The sequence below is a fragment of the Chryseobacterium sp. POE27 genome, from assembly GCF_039727685.1.
GTDB lineage: Bacteria > Bacteroidota > Bacteroidia > Flavobacteriales > Weeksellaceae > Chryseobacterium.
Map to the genome: position 1 here is coordinate 1090500 of NZ_CP152475.1, position 17778 is coordinate 1108277.

The 17778-nt window shown below is 36.9% G+C and carries 15 protein-coding genes; 1 reads left to right on the forward strand and 14 read right to left on the reverse strand.

The annotated features are described in order from the left end of the window. Nucleotides 1-16: 16 nt before the first annotated feature. From AAHI02_RS05065 to AAHI02_RS05090, 6 genes are all read right to left on the reverse strand, one after another. Nucleotides 17-1918: a pyocin knob domain-containing protein gene (locus AAHI02_RS05065; RefSeq protein WP_346985723.1), complete on the reverse strand. Its 1902-nt coding sequence runs from the start codon at nt 1916-1918 to the stop codon at nt 17-19. 13 nt (nt 1919-1931) lie between these two features. Beyond that, the gene (locus AAHI02_RS05070; RefSeq protein WP_346985724.1) at nt 1932-2228 is read right to left on the reverse strand and encodes a hypothetical protein; all 297 of its coding nucleotides are present in this window, start codon (nt 2226-2228) and stop codon (nt 1932-1934) included. A gap of 1 nt (nt 2229) precedes the next feature. Further along, on the reverse strand, nt 2230-3648 hold the full coding sequence (locus tag AAHI02_RS05075) for a hypothetical protein (protein ID WP_346985725.1): 1419 nt from the start codon (nt 3646-3648) through the stop codon (nt 2230-2232). A 2-nt stretch (nt 3649-3650) separates the two neighbouring features. Then, complete coding sequence (locus AAHI02_RS05080; protein ID WP_346985726.1) at nt 3651-4502, reverse strand: hypothetical protein; 852 nt, start codon at nt 4500-4502, stop codon at nt 3651-3653. 169 nt (nt 4503-4671) lie between these two features. Beyond that, nucleotides 4672-5112 carry a lysozyme gene (locus AAHI02_RS05085; protein WP_346985727.1) on the reverse strand — a complete coding sequence of 147 codons (441 nt, stop codon included), beginning with the start codon at nt 5110-5112 and terminating at the stop codon, nt 4672-4674. Next, the gene (locus AAHI02_RS05090) at nt 5109-5681 is read right to left on the reverse strand and encodes a hypothetical protein (protein ID WP_346985728.1); all 573 of its coding nucleotides are present in this window, start codon (nt 5679-5681) and stop codon (nt 5109-5111) included. The genes AAHI02_RS05085 and AAHI02_RS05090 overlap by 4 nt, the downstream gene beginning before the upstream one ends. A 72-nt stretch (nt 5682-5753) precedes the next feature. On the opposite strand from AAHI02_RS05090, the gene AAHI02_RS05095 reads away from it, so the two are divergent. Beyond that, complete coding sequence (locus AAHI02_RS05095; RefSeq protein WP_346985729.1) at nt 5754-5927, forward strand: hypothetical protein; 174 nt, start codon at nt 5754-5756, stop codon at nt 5925-5927. A gap of 189 nt (nt 5928-6116) precedes the next feature. Here the strand turns inward: AAHI02_RS05095 and AAHI02_RS05100 are convergent, their stop codons facing one another. The 8 genes from AAHI02_RS05100 to AAHI02_RS05135 form a co-directional block, all read right to left on the reverse strand. Beyond that, the gene (locus tag AAHI02_RS05100; RefSeq protein ID WP_346985730.1) at nt 6117-7433 is read right to left on the reverse strand and encodes an ATP-binding protein; all 1317 of its coding nucleotides are present in this window, start codon (nt 7431-7433) and stop codon (nt 6117-6119) included. Nucleotides 7434-8238: 805 nt separating this feature from the next. Next, nucleotides 8239-8979, reverse strand: a complete 741-nt coding sequence (locus tag AAHI02_RS05105) for a hypothetical protein (protein ID WP_346985731.1) — start codon at nt 8977-8979, stop codon at nt 8239-8241. 714 nt (nt 8980-9693) lie between these two features. Beyond that, complete coding sequence (locus tag AAHI02_RS05110) at nt 9694-10554, reverse strand: hypothetical protein (RefSeq protein ID WP_346985732.1); 861 nt, start codon at nt 10552-10554, stop codon at nt 9694-9696. 127 nt (nt 10555-10681) lie between these two features. Next, nucleotides 10682-11959 (reverse strand): hypothetical protein, encoded by a 1278-nt coding sequence (locus AAHI02_RS05115; RefSeq protein ID WP_346985733.1) that lies wholly within the window; start codon nt 11957-11959, stop codon nt 10682-10684. A gap of 270 nt (nt 11960-12229) precedes the next feature. Continuing rightward, entirely contained in the window at nt 12230-12640 is a 411-nt protein-coding gene (locus AAHI02_RS05120; protein ID WP_346985734.1) for a 5-fold beta-flower protein, read from the reverse strand. A gap of 136 nt (nt 12641-12776) precedes the next feature. Next, entirely contained in the window at nt 12777-13457 is a 681-nt protein-coding gene (locus tag AAHI02_RS05125; RefSeq protein WP_346985735.1) for a hypothetical protein, read from the reverse strand. Between the two features lie 9 nt (nt 13458-13466). Beyond that, complete coding sequence (locus AAHI02_RS05130; protein WP_346985736.1) at nt 13467-16634, reverse strand: hypothetical protein; 3168 nt, start codon at nt 16632-16634, stop codon at nt 13467-13469. Continuing rightward, nucleotides 16531-17535, reverse strand: a complete 1005-nt coding sequence (locus tag AAHI02_RS05135) for a hypothetical protein (RefSeq protein ID WP_346985737.1) — start codon at nt 17533-17535, stop codon at nt 16531-16533. The genes AAHI02_RS05130 and AAHI02_RS05135 overlap by 104 nt, the downstream gene beginning before the upstream one ends. Nucleotides 17536-17778: the final 243 nt, after the last annotated feature.

The window sequence follows — 17778 nt, forward strand, 5'->3', positions numbered from 1 at the left end:
GGTTACTTCTTATATTTTACCAAACAACCTGACATGGCTGTAATCTTTCAACAATTACTCTTAATGATCTTGTAACATACAATCTAATGAAACAACGCGGCTCAATATAATATATGGGTTTGCCTTGTATCTTTACCTCCATCGAACCATCATTTTGATCAAAATTGTAAATGACGATCTGCTGCTTCGGATAAATGTTTTTAAAATCAACAAACATTTTGGTATATTCCCCAATAATATGAATAAGTCTGTTCCGATCATCAACGACAAGTTCAGAATACGAATCCATTACATATTCATGCGGGTCTAATCTAATTGCATATTCAGATTCATCGTTAATAATTTCATCTCTTAAATTAGCTACATTACCATTAGGAATAAATACGGTATCTGCCTTTTCCTCTTCTGATTTAAAATTCTTAGTGGCTTTTACAGATCCTTGTACTGTTAGTTTATCAGTATCATTGGCTGCTGTTCCCATACCAAAGAACGTACTTTTGCCATTGAAATTTAAACCATCAAACTTACCATACTGGGACCCATAAAAATAATACTCTTTTATTTTCGTTACCAGAGATCTATTCTCTTGATTATCTATAATACCGGATTCGTCTCCAAAATAATTATCAGCAATTACTAATCCTGTATTCAGGTTAGAGGTAAATTCTTGATTTAGCTTTAATCCATACTGATAAGCATAATTCCACTGCTGAATGTTGGATGAAGTAAAATCTGCTTCTGTCCAGAATTTATACCATTTCGTTGTCCAATTTCCATCAATTCCTTTTCTTATTTTAAGCATCGGAAGCCCGGAACCATTAATCCCGCTCTGATTTGCAAATGCCAACTGATAAGATGAATCTCCTGTAGAACCTGTAGTGCCATCCCAGGGTGAATAAGTCATTATTCCTGCATAATTTCCTGTCGCTCCTAATCCAGCACTATTCGATTTTGCAAAATCGAATCTTACTCTTCTAGGTGTCGAATTGGGAGCAATATCATCAGGGTTTCTTGTTCCGTCTTGCGATGTCACATAAAAATTTGTGAGACTGACAGAATTATTCCCACTTATGTTTAATTGCTGTCCGCCTTCCCCTTCCTGAGTAGCGCTTAATTCAATCTGGTTTTTGTTTACGGCATGGGTTCCGATCGTTCCATTGGGAATAACGGGGCTATGGGTGAAGGTTTTGGTGTCTGAAATAGTCTCAATACCTGTTTTACCTACGAATTGACTTAATGATTCTGTTTTCGTAAAATAATTTGACGGATTAAAATCTATACTCGTTAAAACCTTCTTCCATGCAGTCCAGCTTGCACCATTATTTTCAGTGCTTCTTATAAATGTTACAGTACCTGCGGAACTTCTGGTCTGATATTCCTGCACAATGCCTGTAGAAATTGTTTTATATATCCTTAAACTTCCGGCAAATAATCCCTCTGATGGGTAATTATTCGCTAAAGTGGATCCGGAATTGGTAAGTTGTGCATAAAAGCCAGGCGTTAAAACTGTATTAAGATCACTAGATCCAAGCACCATCGGATTCTTTATAGGATTGTTTTGATCGACCCAGGTTCTTGTTGCTACAACTTCTGTAGCAATTGGTAGAAGTTGCGTGTATGTTGAAACATCTGTTTCGATGGTTTGGCTCCATCCCTTTGACCAATCAAAGTTTGCACCCTGATGAAAAGCGACAACTCTTTCAACCTCTACTTTTAGGTATGTATTCCATACAGTATTCGATTCCCCAATATTAATACATACATTGCCAGAAGCATCAAGTCCTACATTAATTACCGTTGTGGGAAAATTATCAGAACACTCAATAATAGCTTTGTGATTGCCATTTAACTCAGTTGCGGAAAACTTATAAAAAGCTACTCTTATGGTTCCTAATATTCTGCCTCCCCATCCAAACATTTTGATTGTTACATCAAACATCGTTGCAAGTGGAGTGGCCTGTGGAAATTTGAAGCTTAAAATTCCTGTTTGAGCTGCCCCCCCCCAGCCTTTGAAAAACTTTATTAAAAACCCGTGAATTATTTACAAATTTTGAAAGGCTTCCCATTGTGAAATTAATATTCTTATCAGCCATATTAATATCTGTACCTACCGGGATATAAGAAGTAGTATCTACCGAACCATCCCCCTTTAAAAACTGAGCCGCTGTACCTCCTACGACTTTAAAGCCTTTTGAAGAGGTATAAAGTGCATATTTGATATCGCTCATATTACAAATCTTTGCTGGTTACGGTGACTGATACCGGATTTGGTAAATTAGAATCAAATTCAATATCTAATTTGTTCGGATCTGTTAATTTTATTCTACCATCGATTTTGTAAAATGTCACGGTATCATACATCGCAACTTCGACATTTCTGGTCCCTAAGTTGTGCCCTATCGTTGCCGTTCCGGAAATTGAAGTCGTGTATGATCTTACAAGATTATTCCCGGCTACTACTCTACCTTTAGCATCAACTGTAACCTGGTCATAAGTACCGGCAGCTACTCCTGTTGCAGCCAATGTTAATGCTGAGGCGGCATTTGCAGAACCGTCAAAGCTCACCGCCCATGTTCCGTCACCTGTTGCAGAAATTGTTCTCGCTGTTGTTAGTTTTGCGGCTGATCCTGTTGTATTGATTGCTGCAGTTCCAGTCAGTAATGTTGCGGGAACAGCAGTAACAGGGATTGCGACATTTCCGGAACCGTCAATGGTTTGTGCCGTTGCCGTAACTCCGGAAAGACTGATGGTTCTTGCTGCAGTCCATTTTGTAGCGGAAAGAACACTTTTTGCTGAATCGGCAGTGTTGTCAACGTTAGCTAAACCAACATGAGATTTATTAAGAACCACCACACCTGTCTGTCCGTTAACGGAATCTACCGCTCCTGAAGTGATATAAACGAACGTTGTTCCTGTCCATCGGTATGTTTTGTTGGTATCAAGCGATACATAGATTTTACCAGTTTCTCCAGCAACAAGGTTAGTATATGAAGCCTCTTTGTAAAACTTTCCGTCAGCAGATCTGTAATATCCTTCCAAAACATCATCCACGTAAGAAGGTAATTGAGATGCAGGTACCAGTCCGGATGCATCCAGTCCGGCAACTCCATTTGCAGCGCCTTTTTGTGACAATGGGATATAATTAGCCAAATCCGATGAAGTGGGCATAGAACCCAGATTCACTGTTATTCCGTTGGCAGTCTGAACGACTCCTGTAACTACGTTCCCACTCCCTGAAGTCGTAACCGGTAAAGAAAAGGTAGTTCCTGACAATGTTAAACCATTACCTGCGCTATACGTTGTATCTGTAGAAGACAATGTGATTGTACTTCCGGATTGACTGATCGCCATATTGGAACCTGCTGCAAGGGTAACATCACCGGATACCAGAGAACCGGATGCACCACCTTTTAAACGGGTAATCGTATCAGGTGTCGTAAACGATCTGTTTGCCGACAGGTCATAAGCTGTCCCGTTGATGGTTAACGTTCGTGTCTTCGGCACATAATCTAACGGATTAAAGTTTCCATCATGCCAAAAAGTACTGATTGACCTCGTACCGCCGCCGGCTGTTAAAATTTCATTGTCTGTTTTTCCTTCGATTTTGTATCCAACAGAACTTCTGTAATAAGCATATTTAATGTCCATAATTATATTTTTTTAATTGTTAACTGAATTATATTTGGTGGTATTGAATCAAACAGCACTTCAATGCTATTGGTGTCTATTCTTCTCACCTTAAGAGGTATTGTAAACATGGTAACGATGTCGTAGGCATCAATCACAAAGCTTAATGTATCAAGGTCATGTTTTATGACAGAGTCGCCCCTGACCCTTTGTTCATATTTAATTTTTTCGGAAGCGGTTGCATTTTCAATATTTTGAATTTTACCATACACTACATCATTAAACTGATTTTGATAGGTTACTGCACTCCAGTTTGAATAACTTCCGAGCAGTCTGATTTTATCATCTGAACTTCCGCTGCTAAGAGTCTCTTTAATCAATTCTATCTGCTGCCTGTTTTCTTTGATATAATCAACGATTTCCTGGATTTTATCAAGATTCGCGTCATCAGAAGCCAGCAGTTCATTGATTTTCTCAATAGCTTCAAGCATTTCGTTATCTTTCGCCTGAAACATATTCACAATTTCACCGATCTGCTGTTTTGTATAAACATTTCCGGTTTCCTCAATCCCGTCTATAGTGGCAGCCAGATTGATTTTTAATTTTTCTTTCCACTGATCGATGTTGGCAGGCGTAAGATTGGATGCATTAAGTTTTGCCAGCACTGAACTGTGTGCCTGGTCATCATTTAAATGATTTGTAAAAGTTTCGGTAGATAAAGTTTTTTGAAAAGCTTCAGGTAAGCCCGCCACCTCATCTATTTTGATTTTTTCTTCTAAATGACGGAATGAAGAAAAGGTTTGCTGAAACTGATCTTGTGTAGGAGTATCGCCCTTTTCAAACCAGCTAAATATTGTTGATAATGGTACTGCCATGATGATTGGAAATTAGGTTTGAGTTCTTCATTGTATCAATTTTATTTTTTGATTAATTAATTGTCTATTTTTTTCATTTGTTTAATTTTCTCTCATTGTTAAGCTATTTTTTAAGTTAATACTGATTTAAATTCCGTTTACTGATTTTGCGAGTATAGGATTGAAAGACTTATTTCGAGAAGAACAAATCCGCTTCTGCTTTTCGACGTCTTATTAATCCGTTCAGAACTTTACCGCCGGCAGTAATATATTTTTCCGTAAACCATTTTCTGATAGTATCTGAATCTGCTTTTTTATTGATTAAAGAAAATAAAGTGTCAGATCCTCCCGTATTGTAAGTATGTGAAACCAGTGCATCAAACTGATTTTGTGTAAGGGCAATTTTAATTTTACTGTTAACGATCTTTTCGTAAGTTGGCAAAACAGATGAAAATAATTCAACACCTCTTTCTCTGCTGATAGCAGGATCATTCATCGTTACCTTCTTCCCACCGGGATAATAGGTATTTCCATAGCCAATCGTGGGAATTTTTGCCGAATCCAAATAAGGTTTGGAACTGAAACCCTCGAATGATAAAATAAGATTTATTCCTGTTCGTGATGTTTTCATTTCTTAAAATATTTATAAGCGAAAAAGATGAGTATTACAGTAATTCCCAGAATGGTCATGAAAATCCAGGTTGCGATTTGAAAGCCGGTTACTTTTATTTTTTTTGTTTCTTCTGAAACCACCGAAGTCTTTTCTTTCAATGTTTCTTTTGAAACAGCATTTTGAGCTGTCTCTTTAAAAATATTGGTAAATTCTTCTTTTTTATTGTCAGTCTTTTTGTTTGATGCCTTTACATAATGATTATTGATTGAATATTCTGCATTTCCCATAATAGAAATACTTTGGATGGTATCACTTCCAACAACATTGTGAAATACAAAGGGATTGGCTATATCAGATTTTCCTGTAATCAAGAGGTCACCGGATATTTCGTTTTTCTTTTCTCCAGACGAAACCTCGGCAGATGTACTTTGAGCAGACTCTATGTTCTTCAGGCTCAAGGAATCAACCTTCACTTTTTCAGTTTCCAGTTTATTTTCTTTGGAAACGGTGGTAATTTTCTGTTTGCTTCTGCAGCAGCCTAACATAAGGCCACTGAATATGATCAGTAGCAGGATTTTTGCTTTCATGAGCTTTATTTTAATGATTAAATGGATGAAAATCTTTAGTCTTGATTTTTTAAATCTTCTAAAAGAGTTCCTTTGAAATATTGTTTCGGTTTAAAAAACCTGATTTATGTTTTCTTTAGCGGTTTCAGTCTGTTGGAAACAGCATTCAGGCAGTCAGTTGAGACGATCAACCCTTTCGATGAAGCCTTCAAGTATTTAGAACAGGCGATCAGGCATTTCGATAAAGCAATCAAGTGTTCCGAATAGCTAATCAACCGTTTAGAAGAGGCAATCAAGCATTTCGATAAAGCAATCAATCAGTCCTAAGAGGCAATCAACCATTCCGAAGAGGCAATCAACCAGTCCGAAGAGGCGATCAAGTACAATTTGTTACATTTCAATAACTTACAGCACTTTTAAAAACAAGGGAACCAATTCCTTGTATCATATAATTTTCTATGAGAAAATTTTATCTTCTTTTATATATTCTTTTCTGATGCTTTCTAACAGCATCTCCGGACTTACTTTGTAATCGGGATCTTTTAATGCAATCGCTTTTAAGCTTACATCCTGTATGACGTTCATGATATTAGATCCGGTAAGCTCGTATCGTCTGGCAATCTGTTCTAAATCAATACCCTCAAGCTGTAATTGTTCGGGTAGATTCTGTTGCCAGATACGCAGACGCTCCTCTTGCTTGGGATTATTAAATTGGATGCAGCTATGAAAGCGTCGCGTAAAGGCTTTATCCATATTATTTTTGAAATTGGATGCCAGAATGATAAGTCCCGAAAACGTTTCTATCCGCTGTAACAAATAGGAAACTTCCTGATTGGCATATTTGTCATGAGCATCTCTCACATTGGTCCGTTTTCCGAAAATAGCATCTGCTTCGTCGAAAAATAAGATCCAGTTTTTATTTTCTGCCTTGTCAAATAATTTTGACAGTTGCTTTTCAGTTTCTCCGATGTATTTTGAAACCAGCATAGAAACATCAACCCTGAAAACAGGGCGTTTTGTGTATTTACCCAGAAGGCTGGCCGCAAGTGTTTTCCCGGTACCCGGATCTCCGTAAAACAGCACCCTGAATCCCGGTTTAAGTTTTTTCTGCATATCCCAGTCTTCCATCAGAATCTGGCTGCTGTTGTACCAGTCTTCAATACTTTTAAGTTCGTGCAGTGTATTCTGAGGCAGTATTAAATCGGTCCACGACCGGCGGGTGTGCAATTGTTCTGCCGGGAAATCATTGCTCATTTTCGGCAATACTTCCGATCCTAAAACGATAGCGTTAAAAGCTTCGTGATGAAAACTTATCTGACTATTTACAGCGATATGATCTTGTGCTGAACCAGAAAAAACAATAACTCCATCTTTAACCAAAACAGAATCTGAACCGAAATAATCCAGCACTTTCAGTCTTTCTGAGATGCTGTCGCCTCCCAAAATATACTGAACCGTCTGAATGGTCGGATAAAAGAGCCTGCCATTATCATTCACTGAACAAAAATCAAACAGCATACTACTGGGAAACTCCAGGTAAATGCGTTTCAGCAAAGCCGGATCCAGTCTTGGCAGTAAAGCCATTAATAGAATGATCACTTCCTGATGGGCAAGTGCTTTTCCTGAAATATAGTTTCCTAATTGAAAGCCTTCATGGTTATCAGTTTTAAATCCAGGAGCGCTTATATTAAAATCTTCTGCAGCATTGCTTATACGCCAGGTAATAACGTTTTCTAAATGAGTAAATAATTTCTGTATTTTTTCTGCCTCCATTGGTTATTAGTTTTATTTTTCACTTGATTTCTCAAATAAATTCTTTTTTTAGTTCAGCGATTAAAGCTTTTTTTTGATTTAAAATTTTGAAAACATCCATCACTCAGTTACAATAGATTTAAAGTAACTCTATGGAAAAGTCTTACCCAAACTGCCGTAGCCGTTATTTTTGAAAGTCTTTCTCTTACCGGAATTCCTACTTTTTAAAGAATTAATCTTGCTCTTGAAAGAAGACAAAAGATCTGATGATCTGTTATTTATATTATGGATGAGATTTTAATGTCTGACATCAAAAAATTCCAACATTTCAAAAGTAAAAGGGATCCTGTTTCAGAGTATCTTACCCGGTTTTTAAAATAAAATGTAGTACATCTTAAGATGTTTCCACTTTATTTTTTGGTTTGTTTTTAGCAAACCTCAAACCGAAAAGCTACCCACAAAAGAGTATAAATAATTGTTGTAATATTTTGTTTTCATGGTTATTAATTTTTTGTTCCGCCTTTTGTATTTTTATAAATTTTTCAATATTTATTGGTTAAAAAGTAACCCCAACCGGAAAGTATTCACATTTGAGAGTCTTACCCAACTGCCGTGGCAATTGTTTTTAGAAAGCCTCCCCATTACCGGATTTCCTACTTTTTAAAGAAATCAATCTGCTCCTGAAAGAAAACAACAGATCTCAATATAGATTTTCTGTCATTTCACATCCTGGATGAGATTCTGACAAGTAAGCCTCAGAAAATTCCAGTATTTCAAGAGTAAAAGGGATCCTGTCATTGAGTATCTTACCCGGTTGAGGTTAATTTTAATTGATTATATAATTGATCAGATCATTCCCATCCCGTCCCAGAATAATTTTTATAGTAACAGGATTTGATCTGAATTTTGTTCCGTTAATATCAATTTCCAAAAGCATCTGAATAAGAGAAAATGGCTTTCTATGATGTACTGAATATCTGAATGACCCGGGTCTGTTGAAAGTACCGGCGGGATAAAAATCCCTGTAGTCTTTACCCGGCCTGAAATAGCTGATCGGATTAATATCAAGAACCATTTCATTGGACTTCACAGGATATTCTGACTGTCTGTCCCAGGATTTCGCGTCTTCCGGAAGTTCCTGATAAAAACCTGACGGTTTTATGTAGCCGCTTCTGAGTATCTTTTTTTGTTTGTAACGTTTTATGATGATCTTTGGCTGATGTTTATCAATATCTAATTCGCCTGATAATTTTATGTTCAAAGATTTGTAGCTAATATCGCGTGACAGAATATGCGTGTAACGGTCTATTACGTCAGGTGTACTGTCTTTTGCACTTTCAATATTGAGATGCCCTCTGTTGGTATCTGCAAGCTTTTCCGCTACATAGAAATGATAATGTTTTCTCTTATGATCTCCTGTTGGTTTTATTTCCAGTCCAAAATTGAACTCATTCAGATGGACATAATTATCTATGAATCTACCAAATTGACTTTGTGTAGGATATTTACCCGTTTCAAAATAGGTTTTCAGTTCTTCTCTTTGGGTTAATTTATTTATTTCTTCCATAATATTTGTAATGTTTACGTATGTCCTTCGTATAATTTTTCCGGCTGCTCATTTAGCATTGATGATTATGGTTCAGCCTGATGTTTTTTATTTTGTCTGAATTTTTTTGAAAAGTTTTAATGTGTTGTTAAAAATAAACCTCAATCGAAAAGCTGCCCTCATTTGAGAGTCTTACCAACTGCCGTGTGACAGTTGTTTTTTTAAAAGTCTTTCCATCACCGGATTTCCTACTTTTTAAAGAAGTTAATCTGCTCTTGAAAGAAAACAACAGATTTGCCAGTAAAGATTTTTCTGTTATTTTACTTCCCGGATGAGATTCTGATAGATAAGCATCAGAAAATTCCAGTATTTCAAGAGTAAAAGGGGTCCTGTTATTGAGTATCTTACTCGACTGAGGATTTATTTTTTATGAATTGAATATGTAATTGCTTACATTACGCCGGTCTTGCGATCTTCAGATAATTTAATAGTAATTCGCTGCGGCGTGTATTTTTCTTTTTATGAATAAAGTTCAAATTTCATTCTTTTTTTATTCTTATAAAAGCTTTTTGCCTTGTCTGTTCTGTAGTTGCAGTGGCTTATATTCTTTTAGATTCGAATGATTTATCACTTAGTTTGAGAGTTCAAAGTTCATCCTTTTTTTGTTACTATAAAAGTTTTTTGCCTTGTTCATTCTGTAGTTGCAGCAACTCTTGTTATTAGCGATCAGATAATTTATTTTGCGATATTTTCATAATCACATTCGATTCTTACATTTCTGACGCCCGTTATGATGCTTCCTGCCCAAACATTTTGATTTTTTTGTTCTGGCAGCAAATGAGCCGTCATTAAAAGTTTATCACCATCTGCATCATAAAGCCTGCATTCTATGGACTTATCGATTTCCGTAAGATCCGCTTTATAAAAACAAGCCAAAGAGTCTGATAAATCGTAATGATCCGTAACCATATCTTCAGAGGTGTATTTATTAGACCAGTAATTTCCATATAATGCGTATTGAACAGGTATTTCAGTTTTATTAACAAGCGTAAACCGTGTATGTAAATTGCTTATTTTCTTTTCAAAATCCTGTTTGCTTATTTGTATATAAAACTTTTTGTTTTCCACCGTTCCCAATTCAAATTCGTCAGGAAAAGCCGTAAGATTATTTCCGAACAGTCTGTTCGTAGCATAGCTGTCATCGATCAGGCTATACAAATAGTAATATTTATTTTCTCCTAAATCTTCCACCGAAAATTTTTGTGTCCTGATTGTGTAAGGTGCACTGCCCTGAAAATACCTTTTTTCATCTTTATCATCCGTTTTGCTTATGACAAATACTTGATCTTCCTCATCCTTTGGACGTACAACGATTGGGAACTTCTCCTCTTCAATACTATTAGTTCTGTAGGTAATATATCCATTATCAAGAGATGCCAGACGGTTTGAAAGATCAACCAGTTCTTTATTAGTCAGTACATCATCTTTAAGCATTAAGAAATCTATCAATTCTGCAAATTGGCTTTCTGTTGGGTATTTACCTGTTTCAAAATAGGTTTTTAATTTTTCTCTCGTGGTTATTTCGTTTTTTTCCATGTACTTTATTGTTCTTTACTACTTATGATTTACAGTTCAAAATTCCTGTTTTTTTTCTTCCCATAAAAGTTTTTTGCCCTGTGGATTCTGTAGTTGCAGTGAGTCTTTATTTTTTCTGACCTGATGTTTATAATGATAATGGAGTGTCTGTAGTTTTGGTGTATTCAAGGATTATGTGAAGTGACCAATCAGCTTTTTGCCCATTTATTTGTGTAAAATCCAGGTAAGAATCGTCATGAAAAAAGTTAACAGATAAAGTTTCGGCGTTTGCAATAGGATAGCTTCTGGAACCGATTCTTGCTGTACCGTTTATAAAGATATGCTCTATATTTAATGATGATAATTCTATTGATTTTTCAGGTTCTGTTTCTGAAATATTTTCTATGACTACACATCTGTAAAGAGGCTTTTTAAATTCATTATCAATCTGAAAATAACTTCCTGTACGGGTTTCTTTGAAATAATGATTAAAATTTGTTTTTTCTTCTATTCCGAATGTACCATCGGGCTTTGCAACTACGTTTTGGGTAAAACCAGAATCTGCTTTCGGAAGTCGGTGAACTTTTAATGAAGAATCAAAATCCAGCGTTCTTTCTACAAAGTCTCCACCTATAAGAGGAAGTGTTACATTATGGTTGAGTACGTTTTCTGATGAATGTATGACTAATTTATTATTGGTATTACCGCCAATCGGAGCATTGGCCCCAATGGTAACATTATTATTCCCCTTCAGGTTATTGGGAAGATCTGTAGTATATCCCGATCTGAACCCTAAAAAAGTATTAAAATTATATTCCTGAGTATGCATTGTTCCACCATCAACAAATCCGGAATGGCTTCCCAAAGCTGTATTACCGTATCCTCCTATAAAGTTGCACATAGCCACTCTGCCAACGGCTGTGTTATTATGGCCTGTAGCAAAATAATACAGCGCGGCCTGGCCCACGACAACATTCCAGTATCCTTCCTTTAGAGCAATCATTGAGCTCGATCCAATTACAGTATTTCTGATGCCGGTTGTGAGTTGCCATAACGCGTGACTTCCAAAAGCCACATTTCCATCTCCTGTGGTAACATTCTGCAAGGCTCCGTAACCAAAGGAACTATTGTAGATTCCTGTATGATCAGGATTCATGTTTCCAAACCATTGCGACCATGTTGTCTTATTGATTCTTAATTCAATTTTACTAGAAGGTGTTGATTTACTTTGCACGAATTTAATTCCCTGCTCAGGAACCTGATTATCTCTGCCAACAACTGTCGCCAGAGTTTCCTGGGAAGTTATATTTTCCTCTTTATGCCAGTAAGAATCGATCCATTCTGCAAATTGACTTTCTGTGGGATATTTTCCTGTTTCAAAATATGTTTTTAATTTTTCTTTCGTGGTTATTTCGTTTTTTTCCATGTATTCTATTCTTTACGGCTTATGATTTACAGTCCAAAATTCATCCTTTTTTTGTTCTGCCGAAAGTTTTTTGCCTTGCAGGTTCTGTAGTTGCAGGAATTAACGGAATGAGATAAAATCTGAAAGCGGAATGATGGAAGCAAGAAGTTATGATTGGGATCTGCATATAACTTCCGGCACCCACTTACTTTTTACGTTAAAAACAACAAAGGCTTGGATTATTATCCAAGCCTTATTTTTTAATGTAAGTTTATTAAGAAATATCTTCTACTAATCGAGATTAAAGAAGAAGAATACTACCGCTGCCCACTCTTTCTTCACTCCTTTAGCATAGCCGAGCGTACCGTGACTGCTATTTTCTACCGTTCCATCATCCTTAATGTATCCAATTGTTGAATGGCTGCTGTTTTCCACCGTTCCGTCTTTTTTAATATAACCGACCGTAGAATGACTTCTGTTTTCTATTGTACCGTCACTTTTGATATAACCGATGGTGCCGTGGCTTTTGTTTTCAACGGTACCGTCATTTTTAATATAACCAACGGTTGTATGGCTCCTGTCTTCGATGGTGCCGTCACTTTTGATATAGCTTGCCGTATTGTGATTTCCGGATTCGATGGTTTGTGCGCTTAGAATGGAAATATTTAACACAAGTAAAAAAAAGAATAGTATTTTTTTCATGATGCATAATTTTATCTGGTGATTGGTTTATTTTTCATTTTTGTCAATACCAATATAAGACGAATTTCCCGAAATAAAAAAAGCGAAATTTCCAGTTGGAAATTTCGCTTTTATGACTATCAATGTAAATCTCGCTTTATCTTTCTTCTAAAAGTTTAAAATAATTGCTGTAATCTTTATCCGGAAAAGCTTTTTGCAGAGCTTCCAATGATTGTTTTAAATTTTGATATATACCGTCTGCTTTTAAATCTTCTAATAAAACTTCCGTAAAAAGATACTGCCAATCGGCTATACCCAGCATATCCAAAACAGCTTCAAAATATCCATTAAATGTTAAATTTGTTTTGTATGCCAGAGCGTTATTAATATAATAAATAGCAGGCTCATTAGGTGGAGCTATCCCATTTTGAATACTGAAAACAGCCAATTTACCATCACCAATCTCCGGACGAGTATCTAAAATACGAAATGTCTTCCAAAGAGCTATTTCTTCAGCTGTTTGACCTTTAAACCATAGTTTATCATCAAAATCTAAAAGGGTTAATCCTGAATAAAGTTTTTCAATATTAAATTCTATCTGTGAAGCAAAATCATCAACTTGCAACCAAGCATGAAAATGATATTTATCTATATTTAAAATATCTACAAACCTTTCAGATACCTGTTCATAGCCTAGTTTATCGAATTTCTTAATTCTAAATGTAACTGTCTCATTATCTGGGATAAAAATTTTAGATATAATTTCTACATCTTGTAAATACTTGGATATAGTGTTTTTTTCGAAATTCTTAAACTGTTCCGTGATTTTAAACTCCATGATTTTATTTTAAAATGTTATTAAATTATTACGCTCGGCCCTACTCAATATGGCCAAATTTTCCTGATTTCTAATAGTAGTCAAATCTATTTTAGAGTCAAGTTTCATTTCTATATTTTCTAGATTCGAATATCCTCCGTTTTGTTTTAAAACATTAGCAAAAGCTTGGGTAATACCTAACGTTTTTGCCATTTCTTTCGCATCCCAATTGTTCGCTTTCATATCAAAAGCCTGGAATTCCATCTCCGGATAATCCGGACTTATATGAAACTCTTTAATAGGACTGTTGCGCTTCCAATCTTTTCCAGCTCTGGAATAGGTTCCATAACTTGCAAATAAGAATTTAGGAAAAACATTTCCATTATAATATTCAATATTAAACTTATACCATATTACCTTTCTGTCTTCTCTTGGTGCCTTTTTAGCCAAATTAATTGCATCAAGTTCCAAACCTTTAGAGAATTTTTTATTAATGGTACCCAAAGCAGGCGTTAAGTTTGAATCTACTGCATTACCACCCAACTGATGAGGCAATAAGTGCATTCTAACCCATTTTGCCGGTTCTCTTAATCTTTGCCCTGTTAATTCTGACCATCCTTCTAAGTTTCCAGTATGTTTACTTGCCTCAGATCCATCTGCGACTTCATCATTCAAATAATCAGCTACAAAACTACGTGCTTTTACATTATCAGACATGATAGGCAATCTAGGCAATGGATATTCATTATTTTCAATATTAAATAGTTTTTTCAAATATTTTTGAGAAAAATGCCTTAGTTCCTTTTCTAAATCGACTTTTAAATCTCTATTATCATCAAATCCTTTTGCTTTTTTCTGTCTTGATATTGAAGCTTTACTATTTTCGGTATCTTCCAAATCCGCTTCTCTCAAAGCTTCTTCCTTCGGTTTAACGACTTTAAAATAATAAGATTTTGCTAAATTAAGATTTTTTAATAATTCCTCATTATTATTTTCACGTGCTTCACTGTTTTTATTAATGAATAAATGTTCAATTCTTGTAGGAGTACTTTCAATAATTAAATCTTTTCCTTTATAATAAGCATGGTGAGTATCTTTATCAGTATCATCTTCAAACTCAACCTTTATAGTTTTAAAACTATCTATCTTACCATTATCCGTCTCTTTACTATCTATCTTAGCACTACCCTCTTTACCATATGCTTTATCTTTCTTCCCAACACCAATTTTCCCCAACAATCCTTTAGCCTTCCCTTTCACAAAAGTCCAGAATTTGGTAATGGCTTTTTCGATACGGCCCCGTATTTTTTCGATGACTCCTTTCACTTTTTCTGCCAGTCCACTGATTCCTAACAATGAAGCCAAAAAGCCTATCAATACAGGAATAGCTTTGCCTAATGCATTTTCTATAGATTGGGCTACTGCGCCTACATTTCCGCTGGCGATCGCTTTTATACTTGCGGTAAAAGCTCTTACCAGTTCCATGATTTGCGCGGCTTTCTGGATGAAGAATTTCACCAGATCTATAATCGCCATGGCAGCTTTGACAAACGCTCCCACAGGAGTAAGCATACTCATAATAGTTTTGATACCCGCCTTTATCACTTCCGTTTGGATGATCTCCATAATCGTATCCATGACGGTCTCTTTCAGGTCGGCAAACTGGTCTTTCAGATGTTCCCAAAGTCCCGCAACACCTTCTTTACGGACGATCTGTACCATTTCAAAGCCGTTTTCAAGAACTTTCATCACGGGTTCTCCTATAACTCGTGAACCGATAGCCCTGATGCCATTCCAAGTCAGGCCAAGCACCTGTGTGGTTATGGAGAAAATTCCTTTAAGGGAAAATATATCTTCTGGCATGGTTAGATCGATACCTTTCGTTGCACCGGTCAGCCAGGTGAAGAATCCGGTTTTAAGATGAGTCCAGATATTAGCCCCGAAATTGGCAAATCCCTGCCCGACCCCTGCAATAAGATTTTTAAAGAAACCTATCGGATCGGCTATAATAGCCATTACCACATCTGCAATACCTGATAATAAGTTGACCAACGTGTTTTTAATTTCAATGATAGCGGCAAACACACCGCTCAAGGCATTCAGCGCCTTGCTCACTAGTCCGCTGTTCTGTGATTTTAATTCTTCAATCCTTGCATCTATACCGGCAATATTTTCAGCATACTTTTTGGCAAGCACATCAATGAGCGCATCTTTCTTACTGTTTACGCTTTCTTCCAGTGCATTGAATTTATTCTGAATTTCAGCGATAGCTTCCTTACCGATTTTACGTAAACTTGGCGATAAGCTGTTGACATACGTCTGGACTTCTTTTTTACCTTTTGCAATCCGGGCTTTGGCGGCATTAAGCTGGTTGGTAACAAGAGTGGCAATTTCGTCAATATACCAGTCCATCGTTTTGATGTATTCCTGCTTGCCAGTTACAAAGAAAGCATTAACTTCTTTAGGCAATCCCACAATGGCATCTCCCACTCTTTTAATGTTTTTCCAGCTTAGCCAGGATCCTCCATACCGTTCTTCTTTATACGCTTTCATTTTCCTCTCTACATGATCTTCGAAAACTCTTTTAGCATCTTTACTTCCTTTATCAAACTTCGCAGCGACGTCTTTATCAAGAGTATTTAAAATAGTGTCTACATCTGTTTTAGAAGTATTGTAAATGCTGTTGATGCGGTCGGCTATTTCTTTTCGTTTCTGGGTATCCTTGGTGGCGGTGTTCTTTTGCTCCCCGTGTGCATGATTCAACCCGCCTTTGCGGGCATTGTGCATTCCGCCGATATGATGAATGGCCTGAGATTGTGCCTGTTCGCGTGTTTTAGACAATTCGCTATTTTCTGAATTTCTGAATTTTTCCGTGGCGGCAGCACTTTCCGTTTTGGCTTTATTTTTTTCGCCTAAGGCTTCTGTAAATGAAGGCTCATTGGAGTTTTCGAGCATTTTATCGGTAACTCCGTGTGCCTTCATCTCGCTGTCAATAGTATTTGTTTCCTTCTGCAACGGCTGTTCCACGCTTGCGGAATCTCTTCTGTTAGGCATTGCTTTAGCAGCATTCGGAATATTCGGAGCTTTACCGGCATTAGGAGCTGGCATCTTGGCAACGGAACGAACAGGTTGAGCTGCGACATTCGGTTTTGCGGCTGTCGCTGATGCAATATCCCCCCGAAGCTGCATTTTTCTCATTTTTAACATCGGCAACCGCATTTGTATTAACTTGTTGTATGTTGTTATTTTTCTCAAAATCATCGGCTTCAGCTTCATCTTTAGGGAGCCTGATTCCTTCAATTTTTTGTTTTAATAAAGCTTTAAAATCTTCTTTGCTGAATGTTCCCGGTTTTTGGGCATCCATATGATCTACTTTGCCAGCCTGCGCCATACTTTCCCGTTCGTTGGCGGGTGACGGAGCGGCAGCCTGAGCATCATTACTTGCTTTTTGAGAAGGCTCATGGCTTTTCTGAGATTGTGCCGTTGTTGCTATCTTCCCGCTTAATTCCGTAAATTCAGGATTATTTTTAGCATTCGGAGAAGGTGCTGATTCAGCGATTTGCTCTTCAGCCTTATCCTTAATTTCTGAGGCTGGTTTTGCTTCGGCAGGATTTTCAGGTTTTCCGGCTGTTTCCGGTTGTGCAGCCTTTCCTTCCTGCGCTTTTTTATTTTGCTGATGCACTTCTGCCTGCTCCTGCACTGTCTTCGGAACATCATTTCCGGATTTAATATTATGGTAATCCTGCACCTGATGAGGATTCAGGGTTGTCATGTAACCTTTTTCCATATCCTTAGTATCAGGATGGTTGAGATCACCCGTTTCTTTCAGGCTTTCCTGAAATCTTCCATACATCACCTCTGAGCCCTGATCATAAATGGTTTGTGAACCATGAACAGCCATTGTACCATTTAAACCGAGTTTGCCGGCATCAGAATTTGCTGATGCTGACTTAATGATCAAGTCTCCTGACTTTTGGGTCTGTACATTGTCCACTTCTGTCGCGGAAAGGGGTACCACCAAAGGATCTTTCGGCTTTTGTTTTTTTTGGCGGTTTTGGTGGGCTTTGTGGTCTATTTCTACAGGTTTTGCTGTTTTCATTGACTTAGTTTTTTAATTTCATATTGGTTTGAAAGGCATACAAAACGCAATCGTATGAATTGCGTTTTATATACCTGTTGAATGTGAAAAATCAGTCCCGGTGCGGGAGATTTTTAAAGAAATGTAAGTAATCAGAAGTGGCATTTAACGTTGTAATGAGAAACAGGTAATGGTGAGCCACCCCAGGTTTTTTGCTTCCTTTTGTTTTTTTTGAGTTTTCAGGTTATCTGGTTCAAAAATCAC

Coding starts and splice junctions, on each gene's coding strand:
- AAHI02_RS05080 (WP_346985726.1), bottom strand. CDS start 4,502: ATGGCAGTACCATTATCAACAATATTTAGCTGGTTTGAAAAGGGCGAT.
- AAHI02_RS05070 (WP_346985724.1), bottom strand. CDS start 2,228: ATGAGCGATATCAAATATGCACTTTATACCTCTTCAAAAGGCTTTAAA.
- AAHI02_RS05090 (WP_346985728.1), bottom strand. CDS start 5,681: ATGAAAGCAAAAATCCTGCTACTGATCATATTCAGTGGCCTTATGTTA.
- AAHI02_RS05065 (WP_346985723.1), bottom strand. CDS start 1,918: ATGTTTGGATGGGGAGGCAGAATATTAGGAACCATAAGAGTAGCTTTT.
- AAHI02_RS05115 (WP_346985733.1), bottom strand. CDS start 11,959: ATGGAAAAAAACGAAATAACCACGAAAGAAAAATTAAAAACATATTTT.
- AAHI02_RS05110 (WP_346985732.1), bottom strand. CDS start 10,554: ATGGAAAAAAACGAAATAACCACGAGAGAAAAATTAAAAACCTATTTT.
- AAHI02_RS05075 (WP_346985725.1), bottom strand. CDS start 3,648: ATGGACATTAAATATGCTTATTACAGAAGTTCTGTTGGATACAAAATC.
- AAHI02_RS05105 (WP_346985731.1), bottom strand. CDS start 8,979: ATGGAAGAAATAAATAAATTAACCCAAAGAGAAGAACTGAAAACCTAT.
- AAHI02_RS05135 (WP_346985737.1), bottom strand. CDS start 17,535: ATGAAAACAGCAAAACCTGTAGAAATAGACCACAAAGCCCACCAAAAC.
- AAHI02_RS05125 (WP_346985735.1), bottom strand. CDS start 13,457: ATGGAGTTTAAAATCACGGAACAGTTTAAGAATTTCGAAAAAAACACT.
- AAHI02_RS05085 (WP_346985727.1), bottom strand. CDS start 5,112: ATGAAAACATCACGAACAGGAATAAATCTTATTTTATCATTCGAGGGT.
- AAHI02_RS05120 (WP_346985734.1), bottom strand. CDS start 12,640: ATGAAAAAAATACTATTCTTTTTTTTACTTGTGTTAAATATTTCCATT.
- AAHI02_RS05130 (WP_346985736.1), bottom strand. CDS start 16,634: ATGAGAAAAATGCAGCTTCGGGGGGATATTGCATCAGCGACAGCCGCA.
- AAHI02_RS05100 (WP_346985730.1), bottom strand. CDS start 7,433: ATGGAGGCAGAAAAAATACAGAAATTATTTACTCATTTAGAAAACGTT.